Origin of the sequence: Enterococcus sp. ZJ1622, assembly GCF_011038845.1 — a bacterium.
Lineage (GTDB): Bacteria > Bacillota > Bacilli > Lactobacillales > Enterococcaceae > Enterococcus_B.
Window position 1 is genome coordinate 23880 of sequence record NZ_JAAKDW010000002.1, and the last position, 11562, is coordinate 35441.

Annotated in this window: 12 protein-coding genes; 8 read left to right on the top strand and 4 right to left on the bottom strand. The window is 41.2% G+C overall.

Annotated elements, in window-relative coordinates:
- Nucleotides 1-7: 7 nt before the first annotated feature.
- A complete protein-coding gene (locus tag G7Y42_RS01905) occupies nt 8-574 on the top strand; it encodes an N-acetyltransferase (RefSeq protein ID WP_165003847.1) in 567 nt (188 codons plus the stop codon).
- Between the two features lie 39 nt (nt 575-613).
- On the opposite strand, the gene G7Y42_RS01910 is transcribed toward G7Y42_RS01905, so the two are convergent.
- Both G7Y42_RS01910 and G7Y42_RS01915 read right to left on the bottom strand, forming a co-directional pair.
- Complete coding sequence (locus G7Y42_RS01910) at nt 614-1129, bottom strand: hypothetical protein (RefSeq protein ID WP_165003846.1); 516 nt, start codon at nt 1127-1129, stop codon at nt 614-616.
- A 28-nt stretch (nt 1130-1157) separates the two neighbouring features.
- Nucleotides 1158-2027 (bottom strand): Cof-type HAD-IIB family hydrolase, encoded by an 870-nt coding sequence (locus tag G7Y42_RS01915; RefSeq protein ID WP_165003845.1) that lies wholly within the window; start codon nt 2025-2027, stop codon nt 1158-1160.
- 123 nt (nt 2028-2150) lie between these two features.
- Here G7Y42_RS01915 and G7Y42_RS01920 point away from each other — a divergent pair, with 123 nt between their 5' ends.
- From G7Y42_RS01920 to G7Y42_RS01935, 4 genes are all read left to right on the top strand, one after another.
- The gene (locus G7Y42_RS01920; protein ID WP_165003844.1) at nt 2151-2831 is read left to right on the top strand and encodes a uracil-DNA glycosylase; all 681 of its coding nucleotides are present in this window, start codon (nt 2151-2153) and stop codon (nt 2829-2831) included.
- Nucleotides 2832-2984: 153 nt separating this feature from the next.
- Entirely contained in the window at nt 2985-3965 is a 981-nt protein-coding gene (gene pta / locus G7Y42_RS01925; protein ID WP_165003842.1) for a phosphate acetyltransferase, read from the top strand.
- Between the two features lie 118 nt (nt 3966-4083).
- Nucleotides 4084-4557 carry a tRNA (adenosine(37)-N6)-threonylcarbamoyltransferase complex ATPase subunit type 1 TsaE gene (gene tsaE / locus G7Y42_RS01930; RefSeq protein ID WP_165003841.1) on the top strand — a complete coding sequence of 158 codons (474 nt, stop codon included), beginning with the start codon at nt 4084-4086 and terminating at the stop codon, nt 4555-4557.
- Nucleotides 4550-5074, top strand: coding sequence for a GNAT family N-acetyltransferase (locus tag G7Y42_RS01935; RefSeq protein ID WP_165003839.1), 525 nt, complete (start codon nt 4550-4552; stop codon nt 5072-5074). Before tsaE ends, G7Y42_RS01935 begins: the two co-directional genes overlap by 8 nt.
- A 424-nt stretch (nt 5075-5498) precedes the next feature.
- Here the strand turns inward: G7Y42_RS01935 and G7Y42_RS01940 are convergent, their stop codons facing one another.
- Nucleotides 5499-6032 carry a 3'-5' exonuclease gene (locus G7Y42_RS01940; RefSeq protein WP_165003836.1) on the bottom strand — a complete coding sequence of 178 codons (534 nt, stop codon included), beginning with the start codon at nt 6030-6032 and terminating at the stop codon, nt 5499-5501.
- 784 nt (nt 6033-6816) lie between these two features.
- Nucleotides 6817-7569, bottom strand: a complete 753-nt coding sequence (locus G7Y42_RS01945) for an exodeoxyribonuclease III (protein ID WP_165003834.1) — start codon at nt 7567-7569, stop codon at nt 6817-6819.
- A 111-nt stretch (nt 7570-7680) separates the two neighbouring features.
- Here G7Y42_RS01945 and G7Y42_RS01950 point away from each other — a divergent pair, with 111 nt between their 5' ends.
- From G7Y42_RS01950 to G7Y42_RS01960, 3 genes are all read left to right on the top strand, one after another.
- On the top strand, nt 7681-8601 hold the full coding sequence (locus tag G7Y42_RS01950) for a Gfo/Idh/MocA family oxidoreductase (RefSeq protein ID WP_165003832.1): 921 nt from the start codon (nt 7681-7683) through the stop codon (nt 8599-8601).
- 70 nt (nt 8602-8671) lie between these two features.
- Nucleotides 8672-9595, top strand: a complete 924-nt coding sequence (gene murB, locus G7Y42_RS01955) for a UDP-N-acetylmuramate dehydrogenase (RefSeq protein ID WP_165003830.1) — start codon at nt 8672-8674, stop codon at nt 9593-9595.
- 477 nt (nt 9596-10072) lie between these two features.
- Nucleotides 10073-11545: a helix-turn-helix domain-containing protein gene (locus tag G7Y42_RS01960; RefSeq protein ID WP_165003829.1), complete on the top strand. Its 1473-nt coding sequence runs from the start codon at nt 10073-10075 to the stop codon at nt 11543-11545.
- Nucleotides 11546-11562: the final 17 nt, after the last annotated feature.

Here is an 11562-nt window from a genome sequence, read left to right on the forward strand (position 1 = left end):
AGATAAGATGATTCGTTTTGCAAGAAAAGAAGATGCTCCGGAAATCGCACCACTGATACTGGTTATTTTAAATGACATGGAATTGCCTTTCGTACAATCCTATGGTGAGAAGAAAACCTTAGAGATCCTAGAAGAGGCAATCGCTGATCCTGATTATCGCTATAGCTATACACGAGGTCTTGTGAATGAAATCGATGGGAAAGTAGCGGGGATCGCGTTTGGCTATACGGATGAAGAAGAACCAGTCATCGATGAACCTTTGACTGCAGTCTTAGCACAACACGGGATCGATACCGATATCCGGTTGTTCATAGACAAAGAAACATTCCCTAATGAGTGGTACTTGGATTCGATCAGTGTGGCAGAAAAATTCAGAGGACAGGGAATCGGGTCTGAATTATTGCAGGAACTGCCTAAACTGGCTGAAAAAGCGAATCGCAAGGTGATCGGTCTGAGTGTAGACGAAAAAAACCCTAAAGCAAAAAAACTATATGAACGCCACGGCTTCAAAGTCGTTGGACAGCGTATGATCAGCGGCCATCTGTATGATCATATGCAAAAAGAGATCAATTAAAAAATGTACTGAAAACGCAAGACGTTTTCAGTACATTTTTTAGTTCACATCAAACCGATAGGATAAAGGCTTTTCTTTGCTTTTGTTTTTCCGATAGAGCCAATAATCCAAGACTGCCGCGATACAGATACAGATCGGTGCATCTTCTTCATTCGGTATCTCCAAGACATAATAATCGCCAGAGAAGAGGGTCGCTTTATCCATTTTCATGATTTGCTGGTTGAAATGATGGATCTGATATTTATGATTGTAAATATCTCCCTGTACGGTCCAATGGAGTCGGCGAATATAATAGAAATCTCCTGGCCAATTGAATATTTTCTGCATCGTGCCGACTTTTTCAAAATCCTTATAAAGTTCGAAGCGATTACCGAATGTCAAGCTGATCTGCTTGATATGGGCAACAAGGTCCCCGTTCATCGCATATAAAGATAGGGCATCTCCTTTTGTTCCCCAGCGTCCGACCATCAGAAACAACGATTTTCCTTCTTCGTTTTTGACGATCGTCCGAGTTGCTCGGCTAAGCTGTTTTTCCTGTATGAAAAATTCTGGCATCTTTATCCCTCTTTTCTCGAGAAAAACGTTATAGATCTTCAGATATCGCACGCAAAATCGCTTTGCCTACTCCAGATTCAAGGTTTGTGTCTGTTGTGTATTTGGCGTAGTCTTTTACCTCTATCTCAGCATTTCCCATGGCAAAGCTGACACCGGCGATCTGAAGCATGCTGACATCATTGAAATTGTCGCCGATCGTCATCACATCAGTCAGGTCGATCCCGCGCTCGTGAGCGACGTGGGCAACAGCGATTCCTTTTTGGGCATTCTTATGATTGACTTCGATATTGTTTTGTCCAGATGAGGTAACAGCTAGATCCCCGAGTGTACTGATCTCTTTACCGACTGGACCTAATACAGCAGGACCTTCTGTATGGAAACAGATGATTTTCAAGACTTCGAGTTTCTCGTCTTCCAGCAGTGTTCGAATGCTGTCTACATAATTGATATGGAGAAGTTCCAGATTAGCAGAAGCCATCGCGATCGCCATTTTGTACGTCAAGTGAGGCAAATGACTAGCGACCATCGATGCAAAGCTTTCGATCCGTTTTGCCTGATTCTCCGAATATAATCCGTTGTTCGTAGAAACTTCGTAATAGATGCCATTCTCATCTAAGATGTCGAGTACGGTGTTTGCTTGCGGACTGGGGATCGGTACGGTGAACAAAGAATTGCCATTTTTATCGAAGACTTGCGCGCCATTCAAGGTGATCATCGCGCAATCGATCCCGACCTCGTCCAAAGCTGCCCGAGCCTCTTGATAATTCCGGCCAGTTGCGACCATGAATTCAATTCCAGATTCATTTGCGAACCGGATCGCTTCAGCGTTTTCTGGTGAAATACTCATATGTGCGTCTAATAAAGTGCCATCCATATCCGATGCAATTAATTTGATCATAGTGATTATCGTTCCTTTCTCTTCTTCTTCCTAGTTTACCATATTCCAAAGCGAGTGAGGGGGTAGATTGTTCCTTGTGAACGAAGAAATTGTGAGTTATCCTATTGTGTAGGAGGTGCTATTTTGAAAGAAATCATTCATAACAGCTGGCAGGACATCCTGGGAGCAGAATTTGACAAAGACTATTATTTGGATTTAAGAGAATTTTTGAAAAAAGAATACGCGACACAAAAGATCCATCCAGACATGTACCATATCTATGAAGCGCTAGAGCTGACACCGTACGAGAAAGTAAAAGTAGTGATCTTAGGTCAAGATCCCTACCACGGAGAAAATCAGGCACATGGCCTGTCATTTTCCGTACAGCCAGGTGTCAAAGTTCCCCCGTCGTTACAAAACATCTATAAAGAATTGCAATCCGACTTGGGGATCCCGCCAGTAAAACACGGGAATCTTGTTTCCTGGGCAAAACAAGGCGTCTTGCTATTGAATACAGTGCTGACTGTGCGAGAAGGTCAAGCCTATTCACATCGAGGAAAAGGCTGGGAGCTACTGACTGATAAGATCATCGAGAAGCTGAATGAACGTGAAAAGCCTATCGTATTCATCTTGTGGGGAAAGCCCGCCCAGCAGAAAATGAAAATGATCGATAAAAGCCGACATATCATTATCACGTCTCCCCACCCAAGCCCATTGTCCGCAAGTCGTGGTTTTTTCGGTTCAAAACCATTTTCAAAAACAAACGATGCTTTACTTGCCCTAGGGGAGGAACCTATTGACTGGCAGCTGCCTGAAACAGTGTAGTGAAACAGCGCTTTCCTGTTATAGTGCAGTTTCAGGTGTATGTGAAATACTTCATTTTTTGTTGCTTTTTTGACTGATACAGATAAAATAAACTGTTCTTTTTTTGATGAATGGTGTATGATTATAGATATAAAAATATCTGGAGGTCATCTTGTGGAATTGTTTGATAGTTTAAGATTTAAAATTGTACGTCGTGGTATAAAAATCGTTTTTCCAGAAGCAACAGATGCACGAATTTTAGGAGCAGCTGCTCGATTGAAAGCAGAAGAACTAGTTGATCCGATCTTGATCGGCAGTGAAGAAGAGATCCGAACTGCTGCACATGCTAGAGGAATCAAAGCCTCTGGATTCACGATCATCGATCCAAACAAATATGAACAATGGGACGAAATGGTCGAAGCTTTCGTGCAACGCCGAAATGGAAAGGCATCCAAAGAACAGGCAGAAAAGATCCTGAAAGATGTGAATTACTTCGGAACGATGCTTACTTACATGGGAATCGCTGACGGAATGGTCTCAGGAGCTATCCATTCCACAGGAGACACGGTACGTCCCGCACTGCAGATCATCAAAACCAAACCGGGCGTTAGCCGTACAAGTGGGGCGATGATCATGGTGCGTGGAAGAGACCAAGAAAAATATGTGTTCTCTGACTGTGCGATCAATGTGAATCCAACGGCTCAGGAATTAGCGGAAATCGCTGTTGATTCAGCAAAAACTGCTGAATTGTTCGATATCGAACCAAAAGTTGCTTTGATGAGCTTCTCGACAAAAGGTTCTGCAAAAGCAGCAGAAGTCGACAAAGTAGTCGAAGCAACCAAAATCGCAAAAGAATTAGCTCCTCAATACATGATTGACGGAGAACTGCAATTCGACGCTTCTTATGTGCCAGCAGTAGCTCAATTGAAAGCGCCAGATTCTAAAGTCGCAGGTCAGGCGACAGTGTTCGTCTTCCCAGAATTGCAATCAGGAAATATCGGCTATAAAATCGCACAGCGCTTCGGTAACTTCGAAGCCATCGGACCGATCCTGCAAGGGTTGAACAAACCAGTTTCTGATTTGTCTCGCGGGGCAAACGAAGAAGATGTGTATAAGCTTTCGATCATCACAGCTGCACAGACCCTGATCGACTAGAATGAATGAGCCACAGCTGAAAATCCGGATTTTCGGGATTTCCAGCTGTGTTTTTTTTCTTTCCAAATAGCCGATTCCACGATATACTGGCAAAAAAAGCGTAGGTAGGAGAAAGAAAATGATTGAATTATCTGGTTTAGCAATGACAGAAAAATTTGCTGAAAGCATTGGAGAAGTCGCAGAAGCAGGAGATAACCTGGTGTTGACTGGTGATCTAGGTGCAGGAAAAACGACATTGACCAAAGGGATCGCCAAAGGATTGGGGATCGGGCAAATGATCAAAAGCCCGACATATACGATCATCCGAGAATATACCCAAGGAAGATTGCCGCTGTATCACATGGACATCTATCGTGTAGCAGCTAGCGGTGCTGATCTGGGCTTGGATGAATATTTTGAAGGAGAGGGTCTTTCCGTTATCGAATGGGGAAACTTGCTGGAGGAAGCTTTGCCTGAGGATTATTTGGAACTGATTCTGGAAAAAAGTGATACAGATTTGGAAAAACGTTATGTGAAATTCCAATCATTTGGTCCACAAGCTGCAGATTTCGAGCAGCGTATCCTTAAAAAATGGGCTGAAGAAAATGAGTGAAGAAACAAGTGTGATATTGAGAGAAGCTATCCCAGATGATTCACAAGCGTTGCTTTCGATGATGCGACAGGCAGGAAAAGAAACAGATTTTTTAGTAGTCGATGAAGAGGGACTGCTGCTTTCTCCAGAACATCTGGCGATTGAATTGGGCTACTTGTATGAAAGCGAAAATAATTTATTGCTTGTAGCAGTTGAAGGGACAAAAATAATTGGCGTTGCTTCCATCAAGGCAGAAAGCCGGTTTCGTGTTTCACATATCGGTGAAGTAGGAATCAGTATTCTGAAAGAGTATTGGGGGCTAGGATTGGGAACGATGCTCTTAGAAGAAACGATCTATTGGGCTGAAAAAAGCGGAGTTCTTTTCCGATTGGAATTAGATGTCCAAGTTCGCAATGAACGAGCGATCCATCTTTATCGAAAAGCTGGTTTTGAGATCGAAGCAAGAATGGCTCGAGGAGTGCGAACAGATGAAGGCGTATTTTTAGACGTCTATAAAATGAGTCGATTGATTGGCTGAATCAGAGGTTGTGAAAAAGCTGTCCTGCATCAAGTAATAAGAACAGCCAAACAAAAATAGTTCTCCATATTTTTCGTTTGGCTGGACTTATTACCGCAGATGCAAGCTTTTGAACACCGTTTAGTGGAGAGGTGGTGAAAGAGACGTTCAGCCTTGAGCAATAAGAAGCGATTTTGAAAAATAGCTCCCCATATTTTTACAAAATCGTGCCTTATTGCCGATAGGCTGTCTCTTGAACACCGTGAATCAGAGGTTGTGAGCCTGCCGTTTAACTCTGAGGCACAAGGAACAATTTCAAAAAACAGCTTCTCATGTTTGTTGAATATTGTGATTTTTGCCCGAGGAGTTGGCAGGAGAACACCGTTTATCGGAAAAAGGAATGTGACAAGATTTTTGTCACATTCCTTTTCATTATCTGGAACAATTATTTTAGTGTAACTAATTTTTTGAGCGGATCAGTGCCGAATTTTTTTTCTTGATACAGTAGGATCTCTGCACAAGCTCTGCTATCTTCTAAAGCATCATGATGGTGGTCGAGCTGTATATTCAGATTCTCGCATACTGTATTCAATCGGTGATTAGGAAATTCTGGGAATAACCGACGACTGCTTTTTACGGTACATAGCGAAAGATAATTAGGTTGTGGCAGTTGGTAATAATCCAAGCATCCTGCTAAAACTTTTGTGTCAAATGCCGCATTGTGTGCGACCACTAAACGATTTTTTTGGAAATATGGTTGGATCTTTTGCCAAACATCAGGAAATTTCGGCGCATTGCGTACGTCTTCTTGATGGATCCCGTGGATTTGGACGTTTCGCCAGAAAAAAGGTGTTTCTGGCTGGATCAACGTGTAAAATTCATCAACGATCTGGCTGTTTTTTACCATGACTAGTGCCAGTGAACAAGCACTGTAAGGCTGGTGGTTGGCTGTTTCAAAGTCCATTGCAACGAAATTCATGTTTCTAAACCCTCCTTAGGAAACATACTTTAACATATTTTTTCCTAAAATTATACAGGCTGTACAAAGCGTAAGATTTTTTTAGTTTTTTTCGTGTGAAACCACGAAGAACATCAGTGACTCGATGATGCAACGTACCTACTTGGCCTTCAAGGCTGAGTGGCACTGTTACGGACTCTGATTCACGGTGTTCAAAAGCTTACATCTGCGGTAATAAGCCCAACCAATCGAAAAATATGGAAAGCTATTTTTGTTTGTCTGTTCTTATTACTTGATGCAGGGCAGCTTTTTCACAACCTCTATAAACGGTGTTCAAAGGCTTGCATCTGCGGTAATAAGCCCAACCAATCGAAAAATATGGAAAGCTATTTTTGTTTGTCTGTTCTTATTACTTGATGCAGGGCAGCTTTTTTACAACCTCTATAAACGGTGTTCCCCTGCCAACTCCTCGGGCACAAGTCACAATGTTCATCAAACATGAGAAGCTGTTTTTTGAAATTGTTCCTTGTGCCTCAGAGTTGAACGGCAGGTTCACGACCTCTCCACTAAACGGTGTTCCATCTGCCGCTTCTCGGCAATAAGTTCACTGAACAAGAAAATATGAGGAGCTATTTTCTGTTCAGTGTCCTTATTCCTTAAAGCAGAACGCAGTTGTCACAACCTCATACACGGTGTTCTCCTGCCAACTCCTCGGGCACAAGTCACAATGTTCATCAAACATGAGAAGCTGTTTTTTGAAATTGTTCCTTGTGCCTCAGAGTGAAACGGCAGGCTCACAACCTCTTTATTTCAATTCCAATTCCACTGGACAATGGTCACTTCCCATAATGCTCGTATGGATCTTTGCATCCGCAAGTTTCGGCGCTAGCTCTTCACTGGCTAAGAAATAATCGATTCGCCAGCCCGCGTTGTTTTTTCTTGAATTGAAGCGGTAATTCCACCAAGAATAAATTCCTTCCTGTGTAGGATAAAAATAACGAAAAGTATCGATAAAACCGCTGTCGAGAAGTCTCGTTAGTGCTTCGCGTTCTTCCATTGTAAAACCAGCATTTTTTTGATTGGTTTTCCAGTTTTTCAGATCGATGTTCTGGTGGGCGACATTCAAATCACCGCAGACGATCACAGGTTTTTTCGTTTTCAATGCTTCCAGATAATGATAAAAAGCTGTTTCCCATTGCAGTCGATAATCCAATCGTTTCAACTCGCTTTGAGAATTTGGCGTATAACAAGTTACTAGGAAAAATTCAGGGTATTCCAACGTGATCAGACGACCTTCCTGATCATGTTCTTCGATCCCCATACCATACGAGACATTCAATGCAGGGGTTTTTGCGAAGATCGCCGTGCCGGAATATCCTTTTTTCACTGCATAATTCCAATACTGATAATAACCAGGCAAATCTAATTCGATTTGACCCTCTTGAAGCTTGGTTTCTTGCAGACAGAAGAAGTCAGCATCCAGCTCATGGAAGACTTCTAAAAAATTTTTATTGACGATCGCGCGGAGTCCGTTGACGTTCCAGGAGATAAATTTCAATAAAAACACGCTCCTTTTCGATTTTTCTCTTACTCTTGCGATTATATTGTACCTCATTTTATTGAAAAATGGTGTAAGATGAGAGTAACTAAATTTGTTGGAGGGAAGAGCATGAGAATTGGTGTGGTAGGTGTTGGCAATATCGCGGAGAAAGCTTATTTGCCGACATATGCAAAGAAGCAAGGAACGTTTGATTTTTATTTTGCGACACGAAACGAGGAAACAAAAAAAAGGCTCCAAAAGACGTACGGATTTCAAAATCTATATGGGACGATCGATGAGCTGATCGAACAGGAAATCGAAGCGTGTATGATCCATGCAGCTACAAAGGTCCATTTTGAATTAGCAAAAAAATGTCTGGAAAACAACATCCATGTATACATCGATAAACCATTGAGCGTCCAATTGGAAGAAGTAAGACAACTGCAAGAATTAGCAGACCGACATAACGTATTACTGATGGTCGGGTTCAACCGAAGATTCGCGCCCATGGTAGAAAAACTAAAAGCAATCCCTGAGAAGCGAGTGATCCAACTACAGAAAAATCGTGTAGCAGCCAAAGAAAATACAGCATTTGTCATTTATGATCTGTTCCTGCATTTGGTCGATACAGCTGTTTATTTATTGGATGAACCGATCGAAAAAGCCACACATCATATACGAGAGACAGGTGAATGGCTGGAATATGTCACATTACAATTAGAAACCGTCCATCAAACAGCGATCTTGACCATGGATTTGGCAAGCGGAGCGAATACAGAACGGTATCAGATCACAAGCAGACAAGGAACCTATGAGGTCAGTGATTTGACACGACTCAGCATCCAGGATAAGGATGGAGAAAGAATCCAAACATTCGGAGACTGGACGGATACCTTGGAGAAACGCGGGTTTGAGCCGATGGTCACTGAATTTTTGGAGCAGATCCAAAAAGAAAGACCAGAACTGCTGCCATTGAAACAGGAAAGAATCGAACAGAGCCATGCACTTTGTGAAGAAATCCTCAACATACATCATCGTCACCAGCTTTGAGCAGGACTAGCAAGATTGTTTTAAGCGTGATAGAATAATGGGGACGTTTGAATAGAAAGGAAAATTCCCAGTGAATAAAGAAGATGTAGTTAAAAATTTACCAGAAATCACGCTGCTTTTAGATGAACCATTGATGAATTATACATTTACGAAAACCGGCGGACCGGCGGACGTGCTTGCTTTCCCAAAGAAAAAAGAAGAAGTGAAGCAAATCGTTGATTATTGCCGACACCATGAGATCGACTGGATGGTTTTGGGAAATGCCAGTAATTTAATCGTCCAAGATGGCGGGATTCGCGGTGTCGTGATCATGTTGACCGAAATGAAGAAGATCCGTGTAGAAGGTACGATGGTCGCTGCAGAAGCAGGAGCAAAATTGATCGATACGACCTATGCAGCATTGGATGAATCACTCACGGGCTTCGAGTTTGCTTGCGGAATCCCTGGAAGTATCGGTGGAGCAGTCTACATGAATGCAGGCGCGTATGGTGGAGAAATCAAAGATGTGTTTGCTGAAGTGGATATTCTGCTGGAAGATGGAACGATCAAAACACTGACGAATCAGGAAATGGATTTTTCTTATCGTCACAGCAAAGTCCAGGAATTACACGCGGTTGTTCTTGAAGCGCGTTTCCAATTGACTGCAGGGGATCATGAGGCAATCAAAGAACGGATGGACGAACTGACTGAATTGCGTCAGTCCAAACAGCCGCTCGAGTATCCATCTTGTGGGAGTGTGTTCAAACGACCAGTAGGCCATTATACCGGTCAGCTGATCCAACAGGCAGGACTGCAAGGGTTGAAGTGGGGCGGAGCTCAAATCTCTGAAAAGCATGCAGGCTTTATTGTCAATATCGACCATGCAACAGCGACAGATTACATCGAATTGATCACTCATATCCAAGAAGTGATCAAAGAAAAATTCGATGTCACACTAGAAACAGAAGTCCGTATCATCGGAGAAGCTGCCGAGGTAGCAAATCACGTACAATAGTTTCCTGTTTTTAAGGAAAAATAAACGATCCAGCAGATCATTTTTCCTTTATATAAGCGGTCATCACAGCGTATATAAAGGAAGTACATATAATCAACCATTAAAAAGTCATCCAAATTATCCTATCGCGCCTAGGATGAAGCCAATATCCAACAGCCAGTTTTAACTGCATTGTCTCTATAAAAGAGAAAGTTCAGTTCATAATCGAAAGCCTCTAGAAATCCTTTATTGAGGAGGTCCCTCCTACTATCCAAGAGAAAGTCTGCTGAACAGTTTGATGAAAAGGACAAAAGAAAATGAGCCTCTAAAATGAGGTTAATTTTCTTATTTTTTCGCTATTCAAAAAAAATAGATAAAAAACGAGAAAATCTCGTACTGAATGAAGCAAAATTCATCATAAAATTTTACTAGGTAGGAGTATACACAAAAACTATCTTGAAATGAACAATATTCGGTACTTTGGTCGGGGTGTAGAAGATGAAGGTGGACTACCTTTTAGAGGAAGAAGACAGAGAGAAACTTTTAATAGCTAGGTATCTTGAATTTGAAAAAAAGAATTATCTGGTATTACCTAAATTATATGAAGCGATAGGCTTATCGAAATTCAAAACAAGAAATTACATGAATGACTTGAACAAAGATTTTTCATTTTTGGTTACTAAACCTGAAATTTTTATTTCTGATGAAGGGGAAATCGAAGTAAAAAACTTGAATCTGACAGATATAAAAAACTTGAGACGAGCTTATTTTGATCGCTCTAAAATCGCTCAACTGCTGACAGAAATCATCAATTCAGGTATTTCGATCGAAAAATTTGCGGAAAATCATTTTTTGAGTATATCCAGAGCTTACGTGAAACGAAAAGAGCTGGTTTCATTTCTTGCACGACAAGAAATCAAATTAAGAAAAAACGTGATAGTCGGGGACGAAACGAACGTGAGGAACATGTTGTTTGGGGTTTACTTTGGGGTATATAACGGGTTCAAGCTCCCGTTCAAAGAAAGCGTTATGAATGAAGCAAGAAATATTATCCAATACTTTGAATATCTGTTCAATTTAAAATTGTCGGCAACAAAACGTATAAAATTGAATGTGCTGACGACGATCACTTTATTGCGTGCATATAATAAGCAGTTTATTTCTAAGCGTTTTTTTACTGAAGCATACTTTAATAGCGCCGAAGGGAAAAAGATCGTTAAAGACTTGTCACACATCGCATTCAAACACTTATCCCAAGATCAAATTACCGATGAGATCTCTTATATCATGATGTTTTTGATGTCAGAAGTGGAATTTGAAGAAAGCTGTAATTTCACATTAGCCGAAAGCAATTTCCATTATATCCATAAAGTCAGTCAAAAAATGGCGGCAGAGCTATTCGACCACCTGACTTTTGCGAATGAAGTCACTGAGACACAGCAGCTTCAAGTGCATGAAGCTTTACGTGCGGGAATCATGCGCATCAACCGCAAGCATTGGATATTTGATTTCAGGATGGCTAGTTTTACCTCGAAAAAACAAATGCAGTTTTTCTTTGAGACCTATCCTTCCTTCAGTACAGCTGTGAGAAATGTGATACAAGATAATGGACAGTATTTTGAAACGAAAGACGAATCATTTACTGTCCGTTTGTTTTATGATTATCTTTTTTTATTGATAAATATCTGTCCTGTGTCGTATTTTGAGACACCGATATATGTCTGCATTGATTTTTCACAAGGAAGCACCTACACAGATTATATCGTTTCGCAGGTAAATGGATTCAAAAATTACAATATCATCGTAGAAAATCGGATTACTTCAAGAACAGATATCTATTTATCTGACTGTTTGCTCGAAAAATTCAGCAAGGAACAAATTATTTGGAAAAATCCTCCTACGCCAGATGATTGGGAGTATTTTGGGAATACTGTGATTAAAGTAAAAAACAAAAGTGTAGTGAACTTCTGATCGTTTAAAAAGGGGAA

What these genes read in the sequence shown, in the direction of transcription:
- G7Y42_RS01915 (WP_165003845.1), bottom strand. Translation starts at nt 2,027, where the DNA reads ATGATCAAATTAATTGCATCGGATATGGATGGCACTTTATTAGACGCA.
- G7Y42_RS01960 (WP_165003829.1), top strand. Translation starts at nt 10,073, where the DNA reads ATGAAGGTGGACTACCTTTTAGAGGAAGAAGACAGAGAGAAACTTTTA.
- G7Y42_RS01910 (WP_165003846.1), bottom strand. Translation starts at nt 1,129, where the DNA reads ATGCCAGAATTTTTCATACAGGAAAAACAGCTTAGCCGAGCAACTCGG.
- G7Y42_RS01935 (WP_165003839.1), top strand. Translation starts at nt 4,550, where the DNA reads ATGAGTGAAGAAACAAGTGTGATATTGAGAGAAGCTATCCCAGATGAT.
- G7Y42_RS01940 (WP_165003836.1), bottom strand. Translation starts at nt 6,032, where the DNA reads ATGAATTTCGTTGCAATGGACTTTGAAACAGCCAACCACCAGCCTTAC.
- tsaE (WP_165003841.1), top strand. Translation starts at nt 4,084, where the DNA reads ATGATTGAATTATCTGGTTTAGCAATGACAGAAAAATTTGCTGAAAGC.
- G7Y42_RS01950 (WP_165003832.1), top strand. Translation starts at nt 7,681, where the DNA reads ATGAGAATTGGTGTGGTAGGTGTTGGCAATATCGCGGAGAAAGCTTAT.
- G7Y42_RS01905 (WP_165003847.1), top strand. Translation starts at nt 8, where the DNA reads ATGATTCGTTTTGCAAGAAAAGAAGATGCTCCGGAAATCGCACCACTG.